Origin of the sequence: Pseudomonas sp. ANT_J12 (assembly GCF_008370045.1) — a bacterium.
Lineage (GTDB): Bacteria > Pseudomonadota > Gammaproteobacteria > Pseudomonadales > Pseudomonadaceae > Aquipseudomonas.
On record NZ_VOBN01000029.1, the window covers coordinates 21,148 to 38,320 of the forward strand.

The 17,173-nt window shown below is 53.9% G+C and carries 12 protein-coding genes and 1 pseudogene; 7 read left to right on the plus strand and 6 right to left on the minus strand.

Annotation, left to right across the window (positions count from 1 at the left end; genetic code table 11):
- Positions 1 to 12: 12 nt before the first annotated feature.
- From FQ192_RS31080 to FQ192_RS31090, 3 genes are all read right to left on the minus strand, one after another.
- The gene (locus FQ192_RS31080) at positions 13 to 1,302 is read right to left on the minus strand and encodes a VRR-NUC domain-containing protein (protein ID WP_109522540.1); all 1,290 of its coding nucleotides are present in this window, start codon (positions 1,300 to 1,302) and stop codon (positions 13 to 15) included.
- A gap of 3 nt (positions 1,303 to 1,305) precedes the next feature.
- The gene (gene tssI, locus FQ192_RS31085) at positions 1,306 to 3,549 is read right to left on the minus strand and encodes a type VI secretion system tip protein VgrG (RefSeq protein WP_256672420.1); all 2,244 of its coding nucleotides are present in this window, start codon (positions 3,547 to 3,549) and stop codon (positions 1,306 to 1,308) included.
- A gap of 282 nt (positions 3,550 to 3,831) precedes the next feature.
- Positions 3,832 to 5,118, minus strand: coding sequence for an IS630 family transposase (locus tag FQ192_RS31090; RefSeq protein ID WP_149661937.1), 1,287 nt, complete (start codon positions 5,116 to 5,118; stop codon positions 3,832 to 3,834).
- Between the two features lie 346 nt (positions 5,119 to 5,464).
- Between FQ192_RS31090 and FQ192_RS31095 the strand changes: the two genes are divergently transcribed.
- The 3 genes from FQ192_RS31095 to FQ192_RS31105 all read left to right on the plus strand — a co-directional run bounded on the left by FQ192_RS31095 (position 5,465) and on the right by FQ192_RS31105 (position 11,906).
- Entirely contained in the window at positions 5,465 to 5,971 is a 507-nt protein-coding gene (locus FQ192_RS31095) for an AAA family ATPase (RefSeq protein WP_109521189.1), read from the plus strand.
- Between the two features lie 434 nt (positions 5,972 to 6,405).
- Complete coding sequence (locus FQ192_RS31100; RefSeq protein WP_109521190.1) at positions 6,406 to 10,959, plus strand: CHASE domain-containing protein; 4,554 nt, start codon at positions 6,406 to 6,408, stop codon at positions 10,957 to 10,959.
- Positions 10,959 to 11,906 (plus strand): diguanylate cyclase, encoded by a 948-nt coding sequence (locus tag FQ192_RS31105; protein WP_109521191.1) that lies wholly within the window; start codon positions 10,959 to 10,961, stop codon positions 11,904 to 11,906. Before FQ192_RS31100 ends, FQ192_RS31105 begins: the two co-directional genes overlap by 1 nt.
- A 233-nt stretch (positions 11,907 to 12,139) precedes the next feature.
- Here the strand turns inward: FQ192_RS31105 and bla are convergent, their stop codons facing one another.
- Positions 12,140 to 13,039 (minus strand): class A beta-lactamase, encoded by a 900-nt coding sequence (gene bla / locus FQ192_RS31110; RefSeq protein WP_218585810.1) that lies wholly within the window; start codon positions 13,037 to 13,039, stop codon positions 12,140 to 12,142.
- Between the two features lie 236 nt (positions 13,040 to 13,275).
- A complete protein-coding gene (locus FQ192_RS31115) occupies positions 13,276 to 14,142 on the minus strand; it encodes a patatin-like phospholipase family protein (RefSeq protein ID WP_109521192.1) in 867 nt (288 codons plus the stop codon).
- 198 nt (positions 14,143 to 14,340) lie between these two features.
- Between FQ192_RS31115 and FQ192_RS34730 the strand changes: the two are divergent.
- From FQ192_RS34730 to FQ192_RS31130, 4 genes and pseudogenes are all read left to right on the plus strand, one after another.
- Positions 14,341 to 14,499: pseudogene (locus FQ192_RS34730) on the plus strand (TetR/AcrR family transcriptional regulator); the annotation flags it as partial.
- A gap of 39 nt (positions 14,500 to 14,538) precedes the next feature.
- Positions 14,539 to 14,952 carry a TetR family transcriptional regulator C-terminal domain-containing protein gene (locus tag FQ192_RS31120; protein ID WP_256672421.1) on the plus strand — a complete coding sequence of 138 codons (414 nt, stop codon included), beginning with the start codon at positions 14,539 to 14,541 and terminating at the stop codon, positions 14,950 to 14,952.
- Between the two features lie 21 nt (positions 14,953 to 14,973).
- Positions 14,974 to 15,651, plus strand: a complete 678-nt coding sequence (locus tag FQ192_RS31125; protein ID WP_109521194.1) for a glutathione S-transferase family protein — start codon at positions 14,974 to 14,976, stop codon at positions 15,649 to 15,651.
- 12 nt (positions 15,652 to 15,663) lie between these two features.
- Positions 15,664 to 16,362 carry a glutathione binding-like protein gene (locus tag FQ192_RS31130; protein ID WP_109521195.1) on the plus strand — a complete coding sequence of 233 codons (699 nt, stop codon included), beginning with the start codon at positions 15,664 to 15,666 and terminating at the stop codon, positions 16,360 to 16,362.
- 57 nt (positions 16,363 to 16,419) lie between these two features.
- Here the strand turns inward: FQ192_RS31130 and FQ192_RS31135 are convergent, their stop codons facing one another.
- Positions 16,420 to 17,166 carry a YkgJ family cysteine cluster protein gene (locus FQ192_RS31135; protein WP_109521196.1) on the minus strand — a complete coding sequence of 249 codons (747 nt, stop codon included), beginning with the start codon at positions 17,164 to 17,166 and terminating at the stop codon, positions 16,420 to 16,422.
- Positions 17,167 to 17,173 lie beyond the last annotated feature (7 nt).

Below are 17,173 nucleotides of genomic sequence, written 5' to 3' on the forward strand. Positions count from 1 at the left end.
GTGATCTCTCATTTAGCCGGCGGTTGCTGTAGCGGTAACTGCAGCTCCGCCCAAAATTGTGGCTAGCAGGGCCCAGGAGACTTGAGCTAAACGGATAATGACCAGCAGGCCCGCTACGAGGCCAGCAGGGATGCCGGCAGCGACAACTGCTGCCCCTATAGCAAAAGCTACAACCACGGTGGCTACAGCAATACCCACGTCTATTAAGACCTGTATCCAGTCAATCTGCCGCAGCATTTCCAATGTGATATCTGTATATCGTTGCACCTCTTTCCAGATGGCTCGTAATTGCTCATCCGTCCAGCGCATTACCTGAGCGCCAGTCTCACCCATCCATTCCCATGTTTTCTGCGATTCACGACGAACCCAGTCACCTTTGGTACCTAACCAAGTAGCTGCATCCTCCAAATGCTGTTGGACTTCTTGCGACAGCTGCCTGATACCTTCAGCACCCTGCTCTAAAAGACCATCTACAGCAGACTGAACTTGCTGAGTCCAGCTTTCGACATGTGCGGGCCTTGGTGTTGTTGTTGGGCCGTAGGCTGGCACTGGAACGGGCGCGGGCCTCGATGCTTCACCGTAATTGCGAGGCGGCAAAAGCGTTGGCCATTGCAGAGGATTGAATTCACCTGTTGGTTTGTGTTCTCTGTTGTACTGACGGTCTCGTTCACGATCATCATCATCGCGGCAGTCGTTGATCTCTAAAACTGAGAACCGGCCACGGCCCCCGGCGATTAGCAGATAAGCTCGCTCCTGTTCGGGGTACAGTTTGTCCCCTGGAAATTTCACTTCTACTAGCCGTTCTAGATTGTTCGGATGAGCAGCGCCCTGATGATCAGACCCTGCTTGTCCCGGCCAGCGAATACTACGACTTTTTACGATGATGACGTCTGGGCGTCGTAGCAAGCCTTTGACCGAACCTTTGGGGAACGGAAATAAGGTATGGCGCCGCAGTGGATCGGGTTTCTCATCTTCGCCGAACCACGAGGAGCTAAGAAATGGTTTGGGTGGAAGGGATGCCATGTCAAAGCAGACTTCCGCTTTGTAGTCCCAGAGAAAATCCCAGCGGTACTCGTCCGCCCGGATCAACCCACTCATAACAAGTTGTTTGAGCTCCAAACCTGTGACGCCACCGTCCTTTGCCTTCTTGATAGATAACTTCGGAAACCTCGAAGCGTAATTCGCTTTTTCCATCAAGTAAGGCTTGTTGTCCGGGTTGGGTAGTGGAGCCTGTTTGATCGTGCCTTCAATGCTGGTGTTGGTGCAGCCCTGCGGCGTTTGAGGTGGTTGCATGACTGCCATGTATCAGCCCTCCGAGTTGGCGTTTTTGAAATCCAGGGTCATTTCCTTTGGAGCGCTTTCACCCGCCCTGATCAATTGCTCTTCAGGCTCCGGCTTACGAAGAGGTGTCAACAACTCCACTTCGGCCGGGTCGGTGCTATGGGCCTGAAAGGTCTTCCCTTCTTCGTTGGTGTAACCGGCGATACGCGTGCCGTCGGCCAGCCTCAATGTGTAAGGGCTTCCTACTAACGGTTCGCCTGTTTTTTCGTCCTGAAGCAAATACCGTGCTTTGTGACTGCGAGGGGCATTTTCGAGCAATTTCCCGAACTTGTCCTTATCGGCCTGACTAGGCAAAAGAGGCCCCAATATCTGAATGCCCGTGCCAACACCTGGCGATCCGCCTGAGTTGGTCTTGACCTGCGCACCACTGATTGTCACTCCTCCGGCATCAACCTTCACAAAGCTCCCGCCAGCCTTCGCCGTAAGCTCCATGCCGCCCTCAACCACAACCTTTTCCCCTGCGTGGTAGTGAATCTCCGTTCCAGCCTCAACAAACTGCGCCGTCCCGACCTTCACATGCTGGGTCACCGCAACCGTCAGGTGATCATCCGCCCGCGCTTCAGACCTACGATCCAGATGCGTAATGCGATGTTCTTCAACCTTGAACTCACTAAAAACATTCGCCTCAACGGTGTCATGCCGTTCATTGCCGATGCGAATCTTCTGGTCGTGCTCGATGTTTTCATCCCAATCGCGCTGGGCATGCAGATAAATCTGTTCCGCACCTTTCTTATCTTCGATCCGGAATTCGTTGTAGCCCTTGCCACCCGGTGAACTGAGCGTCTTGAACGTACTGCGGGTTTTGTTCGCCGGCAGGTCGTAGGGGACAACGTTTTCCTTGTGGTACAGGCAGCCGGTGATCAGTGGTTGGTCGGGGTCGCCTTCCATGAACGAAACCAGCACTTCCATGCCGATGCGCGGGATGGCGATGCCGCCGTAGGCGTTGCCGGCCCAGCCGGTGGCGACGCGTAGCCAGCAAGTGGTGTTGTCGTCGCCTTGGCCGTCGCGATCCCAGAAAAACTGGACTTTGACGCGGCCGTATTGGTCGGTGTGGATTTCCTCGCCTTTGTGGCCGGTGACGATGGCGGTCTGGCTACCAAGGACTTTGGGTTTTGGGTGATCAAGTGCCGGGCGGTAGTGTGCGTCCCAGGGTGTGGCTAGGAAGCGGTTACGGTAACCCTGGTGGAAGTCGTCCTTACTGTGGGTGACGTCGCTAGTGATGTTCTCGCCCAGCACCTGCGGTTGTTTGCCTTCATGAATTACTTCCAGCAGCAGCCAGAGGTCGTTCCACTCGGCACGCGGGTGCTCGCTCAGGGCCAAGAAGTGGCCGCTGACCAGAGTCGGCTCATCGCCTTTGCCTTCGGCGAGTTTGTAGTCGCTGCGATGGCGTTCCAGGGCACGGGTCGCTAATTGTTTTCCGCGTGCACGGTCGGTGAAACGGCCAGGGTAGTCGTAGTCTTCCAAGTCTGGAGCGAACTCGCTCTTGGCGGCGCCTTCGGGCAGGATACTCGGCTTTTCGAAATCGTAGTCGCGACGGCTGACGCGGGTGGTGCGGGTTTCCAGGCGTAGGTTGAAACGCTTTATTACTGGTTTCTCGGCGGCCATGCCGGAGTCTTGCTGGTAGCTCACGGGGGTGAGTTTACGAAAGACAGTCTGGTCATCGCCGAATACCAGTTTGTGGCCGCTGGCGGAGTGCTGGAAGTGGAAGTGAATGCCTTCTTCTTCGCACAGGCGCTGGATGAAATGCAGGTCGGATTCGTCGTACTGCACGCAGTAATCGCGTTCCGGGTAGATCGCGCCGAGCTGGAAGCTGTAGGCATCGGAGAGGATGCCGCGCGCTTCGAGAACCTGGGCGATGATCTTCGGCACGGTCAGGTGCTGGAAGATTTGCTGATCATGGTTGTGTCGCAGATAGGCGAGTTGCGGCACCAGGCTGATGCTGTAGCGGGTCAGCTTCTTTCCTGAGTCGCCTTGTTCGATGCGATAGACCAGACCGTGGATGATGCCTTTACCAGTGGCACCGAAGGTGAGGCAGCCGGGCTTGTGCAGCAGCTCTTCGAGTTTCAGGTCGGGGCGGTGGCTGACCAGTTCGATGTCGAAACTGAACGGCTGGTTGAGGGCTTCGCGGCCAACAAAACTGAGTACCTGGAGGTCAACAGATACGCCCTCCAGCGTTAGGGAAATATGAGTTGCGTTTGCATCCAGCATGCCTTGAATCCATCCATTGAAACCATCCAGGAATGGACAATGGTGCAGGATTCCCTTTGCTTCCTCAATGTAAAATTGGTGCTGAGTTTTGTTGCTATAAATCAGAACTCCCACAGCATCTTTCGCATGGTAATGGATGACACATGAGGCAAGGTTCCTAGCACTTCGGTATGGAACAACTTATTAGGCCTTTATATCTGCAACCTCTATGCGCAGTAGGTACTCCAGGGCCGTTCGCCTACTTGGGGTCGAAGCCGCCAATCCCGTTTCAATACCGTCTTGCTATCGGTAGGCTGGATCTTTGCAGTTGTTGGCCGGATCGAAGGTGGCCTCTGTTCTCTCTTTCCCCCAAATCTTATTCCCGGCCGGTTTTGGATTCTCAGCGTAATAGCGGTTGCGTTCCTCGAAATAGCGGTCAATGGCCTCGCTCGCTGCTTCCACCGACGAATAATCACTATTGTGGATGATCGCCCGAGCCATTCCACTAAACACTGACTCAATGACGTTCAGGAACTGTGCTGAGGCAGGCAGCGGCGCTAGCTCAATACGGGGCATGCCGTCGGCCCTAGCGTTGTTCTTATCAACGAAAGCCAGTAACTGCTTAGACATGTGCCAGGAAGCTGCGTCCCATGAGAGGTAGAGTGTTTTCGCAGTACGGTATTCGTTTAGGAGTATTTCGGCCATCCTGATCATCTCAGTTGTGTTTTTTGCCCGAGAGTAGAAGTGCGTCACCCTGTTGTGTGAAAGCTCTAGGGCGGCGGTCGCTATCAGCCATCCCTTCGATTTCTGCCACTGAGGCACGCTAGGGCTCTCGCCGGGCCCGGCAAGAATGCGTCCGGGCTTGGCCTTTACGGCGAATGGCCCGTATTCATCAATAGAGAAGAAGCGCTCGTTGTCACCCAGGTGTGAAAGAACATCCTGGACGCGTTGAAGCTTCTGCCGGTATTCCGGATCGGTGCTGGTGAGAACAACCTTGGCCGACCTCCACCGGAATCCCGTGTTTCGAATTGCCTCGCGTATAACGTCATCGCTCGCAGAGAATCCCCTGGCAACGAGGGTTTTTTTAAGATCGGCCATTCTCCAGGTCGTTCGGATGAATCCTGAGAGCGACGGCGGCTCGTGCAAGAGACTGAACAAGGCCGCCCTGAAAGCATCGTCGTCAGCCTTACGAGGTAGTTTCTTTCTGCCGAGCAGGGCATCGAGCCCTCCAGTGTCGAATAACGCGGAACACCTCCTGACTGTCGTTTTGGACAGGCCGAGATGATCGACAATTGCGTTGATGGTGAACCCGCTTCTGCGTGCCATAACGGCGAGGACTTTCTTGCGCCGATAGCGGCCCAAGCCGTATAGAGCTGACTGTAATGAATTGCTCGGCAAGGCTCCACGTTCAAGGTCATACAGCCACTCCATCCAACGCTGCCGCACTATGTCAACGTGGGGGATGGATGGGGAAAGAGAAAGACTTCTCTGCTGTGGCTTCGGGATGCTCCGGCCACCATAGCCGGGCGGAGATTCGAAGATGAGGATTTTCCGCAGAGTCGACCTGCTCATCCCTTCTTTCTTTGCCACGGAGTGGATCGACTCGCCTAACGAGAGCACCCGTTTACGGATTCGTCGCCATTGGGATAGGTTTGAATACACGGCCGCCTCCTTAAGGAAACTGTACTGCTGAATATAAGCCTCATTCGAGTTCGGAATCGCAAGAATCTAATACGGCGTCCATGGGCGAACAGACTGCTGAGTCTCACCGCCCGTAACACTTGCTACGAGCTCTAATAGAACACCTGGATGCGCCTTCTGGGATAGGTGGTACCCGGCCAAAAGCAAACGATCCAAGAGCGCCGATATTTCCCAATTGCTGCCGCATATCTGGGAACCAACTAGACTGGGATAACTCCCAACCGAAGAACATAGAATGCTCATTGTCTTCAGCGGCCTTCCAGGTACCGGAAAAACGACTATCGCAAGTGACCTTGCCACCAGAACAAGTGCCGTGTATCTGCGGATCGATACGATTGAGCAGGCTATCCGAAATTCCGGTGCTCTGGCACAAGACGTGGGGCGGAGCGGTTACATGGTCGCTAATGAGCTTGCTCTGACCAATCTTCGTTCTGGCAACACGGTCATAGTTGACTGTGTGAACCCAGTAATCGAAAGCCGACAAGCGTGGAGCGAAATCGCTACACGGTCTGGTGTTCCATTAGTGAATATCCAGATCGTATGCTCTGATAACCATGAACACCAGCGACGGGTTGAAGCCAGGAAGACTGATATTCTTGGGCTGGCTCCACCAACTTGGCAGTCTGTACTGGATCATGAATATGAGGCGTGGGATAACGCACCATTTAATATAGATACAGCCCTGACGTCTCCGGCGGAAGCAGTGGCGATGATCGCCAGACGATTTTTATCCGGGGAGTAGCGCCAGCTAAAGGCCCAATGTAGCAAGGGATGATCAGCGGACGCTGATGCTCTGGCGCGCGGGATACGTAGCCGATCTCAGTCCGTCATGACAGACGGAAATCGGACGACCTCTGCTGGTCACGGCAGGAGGGAGTCGACCAAGAGCAAACTTACTCTGGTGTCTAAGAAACCTAGGCCGATTCAGAGTGATATTGGGTCGGATGGAAACCCATACCGTACTGGTACTGGGGATACCGGTAACCTGGAGACATTAATTTCAGCAAAACCTGCGCTCAACCCCTCAGAACCGGGCGCACCGAACAATTTTCCATAAAACCGCTGATTTTCCCCCTCTCGGTTTAAGGCCTATGTTATGTATGCGAACTAAGCTTCAGGCCCCCCGCCAGGGTTCGACATTTAATAATTAAGGCGAATGCCTTCTGCAACGGAATTATGCAGGTGAGAAAAAAATATAAATTTTTTGCATGGGGCTGGGGAGTAGCTATCACTCTGGTAGTGGGGGGCGGAGCAAGCATCCTAGGAAGCTGGATCCTGGAGCGCATCAACGAACAGCGGGCTACAGAAGCTCTCGCAGTAACCACCGAGGATGCTGCAGAGTTGGTCTTAACGCGTCTCAATCTTTACCAATACGGATTGAGAGGTGCTCGTGGTGCCGTGCTGACAGCGGGTGAACATGGCATAAGTCGCGAGGTTTTCGACCGATATATCCAAACGCGCGATCTTGCATCTGAGTTCCCTGGCGCACGGGCGATGGGCTTTGTCAGGCGGGTGGCGGAGCGCGACGAAAGCGTTTTTCTCAAACAAGCCCGCGCCGATGGGAAAGCAGATTTCTCCATTCGCCAAATATCACCCGATTCAGGCGAGCGCTATGTCATCCAGTATGTCGCGCCTGTTGAAAGTAACCAAGCTGCAATCGGCCTGGATATTGCCTCAGAGACTTCTCGTCGCGAAGCCGCCGAATACGCTATGCAAAGCGGTAAAGCGCAGATCACCGGCCCCATCACGCTGATACAGGCAATGGGTAAACCACAGCAGTCTTTTCTGGTTCTGATGCCGATTTACCGGGGAGGAGTGACCCCGCTGACCGCCGCCGAACGCGATGCTGCAGCATTTGGCTGGAGCTATGCCGCGTTGCAAATGGAGGAGGTACTCAAAGGTCTGCGTATTGAAAATGAGACTGTGCATCTGCGAATGAGAGATATCACAGTCCCAGGACAAGAGGTGCTCTTTTATGAAAGTACCGACGACTCTACTAGCCATGAATCGCTGATGACCCATCAGCTGGAGCGGGAGGTATATGGGAGGCGGTGGCAAATTGAACTCGGCGCAAATCCGCTGTTCATCCAACGTTTGCATCAGGTCTCGCCGAAAGCACTGCTCATTCTTGGTGGTTTAGTCACCCTTCTACTGGCTGCTCTGGTTGGTGTAGTGGGTGTCAGTCGCCAACGTCGGCGTCAGATATTGGCCGAGCAGGCAAGTCTGGCTGCAATCGTCGAAAGCTCGGCCGATGGCATTATCGGAAAAACGCTTGATGGTATCGTCACCAATTGGAACAAGGGTGCCGAGCACCTTTTTGGCTATACCGCCGAGGAGGCAGTAGGTCAGACACTGGTCAGCCTGATTGTTCCTGAAGAGTTTGTAGCTGAGGAAGCTCATATTCTTGAACGCATAAAAACGGGGGAGCGAATCACCAGCTTCGATACCCAGCGCCGTCGAAAGGATAGCCAGCTAATTGATGTCTCCGCCAGTATTTCACCCATTTATGGCGAGGGTGGTCGCGTCGTTGGAGCCTCCAAAACGATAAGGGATGTCTCTGCAAAAAAAGCAGCAGAGGCACGAATTCTCGATCTCAATTCCAATCTCGAGGAGCAGGTAGCGCAACGGACTTCTGAGTTGCGGCAACTCAATCTGTTGTTGGGCTCTGTGCTGCGTTCGGCCACTGAGGTCTCGATCATCGCGACAGACCTTGACGGTGTAATCCGTGTGTTTAACAAAGGCGCAGAGCATTTGTTGGGTTATGACGCCGATGAGTTACTGGATAAACATACGCCTGCGTTACTCCATTTACCGGAGGAAGTCGCTGCTCGTGGCGCTGAGCTGACCAAGGAGTTCGCTCAGTTAATCGAGGGTTTCCAAGTGCTCGTCTATAAACCGGAACTTGAAGGTGCAGAAACACGGGAATGGACGTACATCCGTAAGGACGGCTCGCAGCTCCCAATCACTCTGGTGGTCACGGCCATGCGTGATGAGAATGGCGAGTTGAGCGGCTACCTGGGTATGGCGCTAAACATCACCGAGCGTAAAGCCGCCGAAAAGGAGCAGTCTGCGAGTTTGGAGAGAACACAGAAACAACGCAGCGAGCTGATGGCGGCGCGTGATCATCTGTTGATGGCCGCTGAGGTAGCGGAGCTGGGTATCTGGTCTTGGACACTTGCGGACAACTCCCTGCAGTGGAATGACCGTATGTTCGAGTTTTATGATCTGCCCCTGCTATTACGCAATACGGGTCTGAGTTATGAGCATTGGTACTCTCGCGTCCACCCAGACGATGTTGTGGCAGCGGCGGGACAGTTGAGTGCCGCAGTCAAGGGGCTGGATGTATACAATTCGATTTTTCGTGTTGTTCGGCTTGATGGCCAGATACGCTATATCCATGCAGGCGCACAAATTGAACGCGATAATGGTGGTGTCGTATTGCGTGTCACCGGTATCAATCGTGACATAACTATCCAACGCGAACTGGAGTCTCGCCTGCTTTACGCTAAGGAGCAGGCCGATGCAGCGAGTGCGGCTAAGTCTGCCTTTCTGGCCAACATGAGCCATGAAATACGCACGCCGATGAATGCTGTGTTGGGTATGTTGCAGTTGGTGCAAAATACTGACCTGAATGGCCGTCAGCTCGATTATGTGACCAAAGCGCAGACCGCTGCGAAATCGCTGCTGGGCTTGCTCAATGACATCCTCGACTACTCCAAGATTGAGGCCGGCAAGCTGCAACTCGATGTGCACCCGTTCGAGCTCGAACCACTCATGCGTGACCTCGCCGTGGTGTTGGCAGGCAACCAGGGTCAAAAAGAGGTCGAGGTCATGTTCGACCTGGACTCTAATCTACCCAACGACCTGATAGGCGATAGCCTGCGGCTGCAACAGGTGCTGATAAACCTAGCGGGTAATGCTCTCAAGTTCACCATGGAAGGCCAGATAGTGGTCAGCGTCGAGCAACTGTTGCGCACAGAAAGCTCTGTGAGCGTGCGCATTGCCGTTTCTGATACAGGCATTGGTATCAGTCCTGAACAACTTCAGCGAATTTTTGAAGGTTTTACTCAGGCCGAGGCGTCGACCACTCGTCGTTTTGGCGGCACAGGTTTGGGCTTGGTGATCTGCAAGCGGCTGGTCAACTTGATGGGCGGGGAGCTTCAGGTGGAGAGCAAACAGGGCGCCGGTAGTCGCTTCTGGTTCGATATAACCTTGGATGTAGCTAAGACTTCGCTGCTGAGGTCGGTCTGTCCAAAAGTCGATGTATCTATGCGGATATTGATCGTTGACGACAACGCCATGGCAGGTGAGTTGCTGCTGAGAACCGTTCACGCAATGGGATGGAAGGCCGATCACGTGAGTGATGGCACACTAGCGGTTGAGTCGGTAAAAAAAGCCCGGGCGCGAGGCGAAGCCTACGACGTGGTGCTGATGGACTGGCGGATGTCCGATATGGATGGGCTGAGCGCTGCGCAATTGATCCAGCAGCAAGGCAACGGCATGCCACCGCCAAAGGTCATTATGATCACCGCTTACGGCCGCGAAGTGCTGGCCGATGCCCATCAAATGGGAGACGCCCCCTTCGTGGGATTTCTTACCAAGCCTGTTACTCCTAAACAGTTAGCCGATGCTGTTCTGCGAGCATTCGATGGCAAAGGTCTTTTGCAATCATCTCCATCTAGATCCGCCGTTGACAGGCCGCGCCGTCTTGCCGGGCTGCGGCTATTGGTAGTGGAAGACAATATGCTCAATCGGCAGGTTGCCGATGAGTTACTGGCAGGCGAGGGCGCTGAGGTGATGCTGGCTGAAGGTGGGCTTGAAGGTGTGAGTAGGGTATTGGCTGAGAGTGTGCCCTTCGACGCCGTGCTAATGGATATCCAGATGCCGGATATTGATGGTTTTGAGGCGACCCGTCGCATTCGATCGAATTCGCGCTTTGCAGCGTTGCCGATTGTGGCGATGACCGCAAATGCTTCCAATACAGACCGTGAGGCTTGCCTGGCGGCGGGGATGAATGCGCATGTCGGCAAGCCCATAAATCTGGAGCAACTCGTCGCAACGTTACTTTTTCAAACGGGCCGTGAGGAAAACCAAGCCTCTCCATTTTTGAGGCAAGGCAATACAGCCGAAGGCGTGATCGAGTCTCGTGCATCGATCATTGATCGATTTGGCGGTGATCTTGATTTGATCCGCAATGTGCTGCGTAACTTTGGCCCGGAATCGGAAAAACAGCTAATTCGGTTGCGGGATCAGATCCAGCGCCACGATGCCCCGGGGGCCGCTTTCGTGCTCCATTCGATTAAAGGCAGCAGCGGTACCATGGGGGCAAGCGCACTGTCGCTGCTGGCCGGCAACTTGGAGCACGCACTAAATCACGGTGGTGCAGAATCTGTCGCTAGCACCTTTGCTGACTCAATATGGATTGATCAATTAAGTGTGTTACTGCAACAAAGTCTTGAGCAGATGAATCTCGAATTTGGCCAGAGTCCACGTGAAAACATCAGTACAGGCGAGGATTCAATTGCGCCTGCGCATTGGAGAGAGTGCATGGAGGAGATCTTATTGTTGCTGGAAGCTGGCAACCTACAAGCCATAGAGCTGGCAGACGCACTGGCGTCAAAAACTCCTCAATCCCTGCGGCCACAGTTTGACGAACTTGTTGCCATGGTTCAGTCGCTAGACTTTTCGGCTGCGATGCCGATTGGTCGTGAACTTTTGAGATATGCCTGATGGAACAATCGATGGAAGCTTGGTTGCCGCATCCCCATAGCCGTCCAAAACTCCTTATTGTCGACGACCAACCGACAAATATCCGGGTACTCCATGAGCTATTTCGTGAGGACTGTGATGTGTTCATGGCCACCAGTGGTGAACAGGCGATCGGGCTATGCCGGCTACAACTACCCGACCTGATTTTGCTGGACGTGGTCATGGAGGGCATTGACGGGCATGAAGTATGTCGTCGACTCAAGGCTGACCCTGCGACCCAGGGCATTCCAATCATATTCATTACCGCGCAGCAGCAGGAGTCAGATGAAGTGTCCGGTCTGGAGCTTGGCGCGGTGGACTTCATCAGCAAGCCCATCAATCCCACCATTGTCAGAGCTCGGGTAAGAACACATCTGACCTTGAAACTACAGAACGATCTGCTGCGTTCAATGGCGTTGATGGACGGCCTTACCGGAGTGGCCAACCGACGCAAATTCGATGAGGATATTTTGGCGGATTGGCGCCAGTGCTATAGAGAGCGAAAGCCGCTATCGCTCGTTTTAGTGGATGTCGATTTTTTCAAACGCTACAACGACCAATACGGGCATCAGGCGGGAGATGGCTGCTTGAAATCTGTTGCCCATGAGTTATCCCTAACGGTTAGGCGCCCGTATGACCTAGTAGCTCGGTACGGCGGCGAAGAGTTTGCCTGCGTGCTGCCCAATACAAACCTTGCTGGCGCGGTGGAAATGGCAGAGCGAATGCAAGAGCGCATCCGAGCTTTAGGTATCGAGCATTCTGCTTCAGATGTGAATAGTGTGGTCACGGTTTCTCTTGGCGTCGCAACGGTAACTCCCACTGGCGATCTTACTATTAGCGCTTTGATAGAGGCGGCGGACAAGCAACTCTACAGAGCAAAGATAGCTGGTAGAGCTAGGGTATGTTCATCAGCAATATCGTCCAAGTAAAAGTCTCTACTGCTGCTAAGGATGGTCTGAAGTAGTTATGTGTTTCTGGCTGACTTCGGCCATCGCCTATTTTTAAAGTGACGAGTCCATTCAACACGCTCAGATCACTAACTCTTTCCTGTCTTTATAGCTGCTGCGAATACCTTATATCGTCGAGACGTTGCTTCATCATACGGCTAGCGTCGTTAATGGGAGCGTAGATAAGATATCTTTACTACGCTCCCCGTTTTGGCTCATACGTTGGAAGCTATCTTTCCGATCAATGCTATAGCTTTGTCACATTGCTCTTTCGATGCATTTGGCATAAACGTATAGGCAATTGCGATCACGGCGCCCCGATCAGCAGGCCAGGCGACACCAATATCATTGGCATTGCCCACTCCATTAGTACCGGTTTTCTCCCCGACCAACCAGGATGCTGGCATACCGGCCCGCAGTCGAGCACCCCCAGTCTTGCCCTCTATCATCCATGCCGCTAGCTGATGCCGAGAAGAGGGCAAAAGCACTTCCCCGAGCAGCAGTAGCTGTAAAGTCTTCATCATGGCTAGTGGTGTGGTGGTGTCCCGTTCATCACCCTCATGATCATGTTCATTGAGGTCTGGCTCGTAACGATCCAACCTGGTGGTATCGTCACTAATAGAGCGCAAATATGCGGTGACTGCTTCCGGGCCACCAACGCTTCGAATCAAAACGTTGGCGGCTGCATTGTCGCTCCACGCTACGGCTGCCTGACATAGCTCTGCGACTGTTATGCCTGGCTCGCCGAGTTGTTTCTCGGTGATGGGTGTCCACCCACCAAGGTCTGATTCACTGACTACGAGGCGGTGATCAAAGGTCTCTTCACCGCTGTCGACCCTTGCTAGCACTGCCGCTGCGATGAATAGCTTGCTAGTGCTATTGAAAAGGAATCGCTCATTGCCTCTATGGCTAGCGATGGCCCCTGTGGAGCAGTTCATCAGTGCGACGCCCAGCCTTCCTCCATGCTCGCGCTCAAGTTTTTGCAGTTGTATCTCGATGTCGTTTGCAGCGGTGGGTGAGGGGGCTGTAATGGCCAACGCAGGTGCCTGGATGGCGAATGCAGCACTGGCTGCCGTCATCGATGCGATAATCTGGCGGCGTGAAAATGTCGGCATGAAGAGGCGCCTATGAAGTATTAAAGTTGAATTCTGAATTATATCAGAAGGTATGGTTAATTCTTCTGTACTGCTCGGGTGTTATATATCCGGAAGTTTCCGCCTGTTTTATCGGGGCGCTACCGCTATTTAAAACCGCACATTGAATGGTCACTGATTTCGTAAAACCCTGCGGGATGAATGCAGTTGGCAGCAGCCAGCAGTGCAAATATGTTTAGGTGGGGAGGGCTATTTACCTAATCAACGTGATGGGTGTGAGCCTGTAGAGAATCCGGCACCCCTGTACGAATCAGCCCGCCTTCTTCGATCCACGTTTGGGTCGATTGATAGGCACGTTGTAGCAATTGATCGGTTTGGCTGAAATCGAACACTGATGCATTTAGAGGGCACAATGGAGCAACGACATGGATAGAGGCCCGCGAGGCGTACAATTCAATGTCTCGAACCAGTTGACGCATGCTCATCAGATTCAGTGTGTGCAGGGCTAGCGCCACGAGCCCGAGCGGTGGCTTCGGGCAAGCACAACCGAATCCGGTGGGCACCACCACGACGCGCGTTGCCCCCAGCGCAACCGCACTGGCAATCGGCGTATTGCTGGCTACACCGCCGTCGATCAAGAACTTCTCGCCGATTCGCACGGTCGGAAACACCAGCGGAATTGCAGCACTGGCGAGCAACGCCTGTTCGGCATTGCCGCTGGACAGCAGTTCTTCGGCACCGCTGAGCAGATTGGTGGTGACGATATGCAGTGGCAATTCAGTGTCTTCGATCAGCTCGACCGGCAGCGATCGGCGCACCAGGCGTTGTAATGCTGACGCGCGCAGCAGATGCCCGCGTCGCTGCAGTATCGCCGTGAGCGTGTCGAGTACCGAGAATGGGAACACATCGTCCTTGCGCAAGCCTCGCCAGAAGTTCGCTAGTTCCGCCACTCCCTGCGCGTTCGGTTTGGCGGCGAAGTACGCACCGTTGATGGCACCGACCGACGCACCCACCACCAGGTCAAATGAAACCTGCGCCTCTACCAGTGCTTGCAACATGCCAACCTGAACAGCTCCCAGGCTACCGCCACCCGCGAGGACGAGTGCAGTTTTTACCGTGGGCATAGTAAACCTCCAGTGGTTACGCGCTTCAGACATTACAAGCGTAGCTGGTGAGAATGCGCTTCCCCAATCCCAATGCTAGCGCCATTGGAACGCCCGCCCGGTAGGTGAGTCGTGTGGTCAGGTGCTAATTTTATTTTGTGTCGATCGATACAAAACCTGTGTTACCGTCTACGACAAACCTGCAGAGCATCCCAGTCAATGGCCCGGCCTCGTACATTCGATGAATCAAAGGTTCTAACCTCCGTAGTCGAGGCATTTTGGACTCAGGGATACGAGGGCACTTCAACCAGAGACCTTGTCCGATGCACAGGTCTCAACCAGCCAAGCCTTTACAACGCTTTTGGCGATAAGCGCAGTCTTTATCGTCGCGCCCTTGAGCACTATCTGGAGTGCGGCGTGCGTGAGCGCATTCGACGCCTGGAGGGGTTGCCAGATCCAGGATTGGCCATTACCGGTTTCTTTGCAGAAGTGCTGTATCGCACCCTGAACGATCCGCTGAATCGTGGATGCCTGCTGGTGAACTCTGCTCTCGAAATGAATGCAGAGGACGAAGACTTGCGTCAGGCCGTGACAGAAGAACTTGAGAGCATCCGCAGTTTTTTTGAAAGCCGCCTACGCGCATTCAGCTTGCAAGGCGAAGCCGCCACAGGGATCGGTGCAAAACAGGGCGCTCATCATTTGCTCAGCATATTGTTTGGGATTCGCGTGTTGGCACGGATCAACCCGGATCCTGAGTGTGTAACAGACGCTATTGGTATTGCACTCAACAGCCTTGGGCTTGCGCCCCTGGCGCTCTGCGACACTCACTGAAAGCCACTGTTCGGAGTCAACATGATCAAGTTCTACTATCACCCGTCTCCCAACCCCGCGAAAGTCGCTCTTTTCCTGGAGGAAGCAGGTCTTGAGTACGAGCTCATACCTGTCGATACGCGAAAGGGGGAGCAACACGATCCGGCGTTTCTCAAGGTCAACCCCAACGCCAAGACGCCGGCTTTGGTTGACGGCGAGAACGTAGTGTTCGACAGCAATGCCATACTGCTTTACCTGGCCGAAAAAAGCGGGAAATTCTTGCCTGCCGACACCCTAAAAGCGCGTGGCGAAATGTATAGCTGGCTCATGTTCGTTGCCACGGGCATTGGCCCTTACTCTGGCCAGGCGGTGCACTTCAAGCACTTCGCCCCCGAACCCAAAGACTACGCCGTGACCCGCTACACCTTCGAGGCCTGGCGTCACTGGTCGATTATCAACGATCGCCTGGCGAATCAGCCTTACATGCTAGGCAGTGAATACACGTTGGTGGATATGGCGGTCTGGGGTTGGTCGCGTGCAGTACCGTTCATTTTGGGTGAACAGGCTTGGGAAAAACTTCCAAACGTCAAACGGCTTCTCGACGACATCAATGCGCGTCCGGCTGCCCAGCGTGCTGAAGCGCTGAAGACCCAGCACAGTTACAAGACAGAAATGGATGCTGACGCTCGCAAGGCAATGTTCCCGCAGATTTCTCAGTAGAGGCTTCAGGTCATGATCGACTTGTATTACTGGACGACCCCTAACGGCCACAAAATCACCCTGTTCCTGGAGGAGTCAGGGCTGCCTTATCGCATCGTGCCGGTGAACATTGGGAAGGGAGAGCAGTTCAGTCCGTCGTTTCTGAACATCGCACCCAATAACCGAATTCCAGCGATTGTCGATCAAGAACCGCTAGAAGGTGAGCAACCGTTGCCGATCTTCGAGTCGGGGGCCATTTTGCTGTACCTGGCAGACAAGACTCATCAGTTCATTCCTGATGACCTGCGAGGCCGTAATGAAGCCTTGCGGTGGCTGTTCTGGCAGATGGGCGGGTTGGGCCCAATGGCAGGGCAGAACCATCACTTCGTCCAATACGCACCGGAGCCGATTGCCTATGCGCAGGAGCGCTACATCAAGGAAACCGCTCGGTTGTATGGCGTGTTGAATAAACACTTAGCGGATGGCCGTGACTACATTGCTGGCGACTACAGCATTGCCGACATGGCCAGCTACCCATGGATTGTCCCTTACAAACGGCAGCAGCAAGACCTTGCCGACTTCCCTCATTTGGCTCGTTGGTTTGAGCGTATAGCTAATCGACCTGCGACAAAGCGTGCTTACGCGTTGGCGGAACAGATCAACATTGCACCGGTGGTCGATGAAGAAACCCGCAAGCTGCTATTCAATCAGGATGCGAGCACGGTTCGATAAACGATCTTTGGTGTAGAGCAGTCCAGCATACATTTATGGTCGGTCTGTGAAGGCAGTTCATAAAGTATGGAAGATGTAATCGGTGGAATTATTGGCAGCCATCGACAGATTCGCCATGACCAATCGTTCACGTAGTGATGGATCATCGACCCGCACTTGCCACTCGTAATCGGGATAATCCTCTGGATCACCTGTGGCGCTGTCAATCGCCTCCAGCAGTTTTGTCCTCTGCGGGAAGTAAACGGCCAGCGCATTGTCTTTCCAACTTGTCACATTCAATCCCAGTTGCGCACAGATGGCGACCTTGCTTGAGGCGTCGGATTTGTCTGCTTGCCGAGACTGATGGATGAGCGCCTCCAGCGCCGGATCGGCACGTCCATCGGTACAGAGAATGTCGTTGCTCTCCCACGCTTCTGGCGGGCACACCTTGTTGTCTTGGCGTAACGGGATGAATGGGTTGATTTCCATCGGATAAATTCGGCAAACCAATGGGCGCTCTTCGTAGATGTCGCACAGATTATCCGCTCTGAGGTTGGGACATTGCTCGAGGGCTTTGCCAGCAAATACGGCGATGACGTTTATCCGGGAATCACCGCAACGTACACTCACCGACCGACCTCTGGCGTGTGCGAATTCCTGAGATGAACGAGGCCAGTTCGACTCGTCGAAGGCCTCGACAATCACCGCGACGTCATGCCCCCGGTTCAACCATTGTTGCGCTTCAGTCAACGTCAACGGTATCAGTCTGCCTTTGCAGCAAATACCGCAGCCTACGCAGGAAAATCGGACGGCATTGCTTTGCATATTAATG

Coding starts and splice junctions, on each gene's coding strand:
- FQ192_RS31130 (WP_109521195.1), top strand. CDS start 15,664: ATGATCGACTTGTATTACTGGACGACCCCTAACGGCCACAAAATCACC.
- FQ192_RS31080 (WP_109522540.1), bottom strand. CDS start 1,302: ATGGCAGTCATGCAACCACCTCAAACGCCGCAGGGCTGCACCAACACC.
- FQ192_RS31115 (WP_109521192.1), bottom strand. CDS start 14,142: ATGCCCACGGTAAAAACTGCACTCGTCCTCGCGGGTGGCGGTAGCCTG.
- FQ192_RS31135 (WP_109521196.1), bottom strand. CDS start 17,166: ATGCAAAGCAATGCCGTCCGATTTTCCTGCGTAGGCTGCGGTATTTGC.
- FQ192_RS31105 (WP_109521191.1), top strand. CDS start 10,959: ATGGAACAATCGATGGAAGCTTGGTTGCCGCATCCCCATAGCCGTCCA.
- FQ192_RS31095 (WP_109521189.1), top strand. CDS start 5,465: ATGCTCATTGTCTTCAGCGGCCTTCCAGGTACCGGAAAAACGACTATC.
- FQ192_RS31125 (WP_109521194.1), top strand. CDS start 14,974: ATGATCAAGTTCTACTATCACCCGTCTCCCAACCCCGCGAAAGTCGCT.
- tssI (WP_256672420.1), bottom strand. CDS start 3,549: ATGCTGGATGCAAACGCAACTCATATTTCCCTAACGCTGGAGGGCGTA.
- FQ192_RS31100 (WP_109521190.1), top strand. CDS start 6,406: ATGCAGGTGAGAAAAAAATATAAATTTTTTGCATGGGGCTGGGGAGTA.
- bla (WP_218585810.1), bottom strand. CDS start 13,039: ATGCCGACATTTTCACGCCGCCAGATTATCGCATCGATGACGGCAGCC.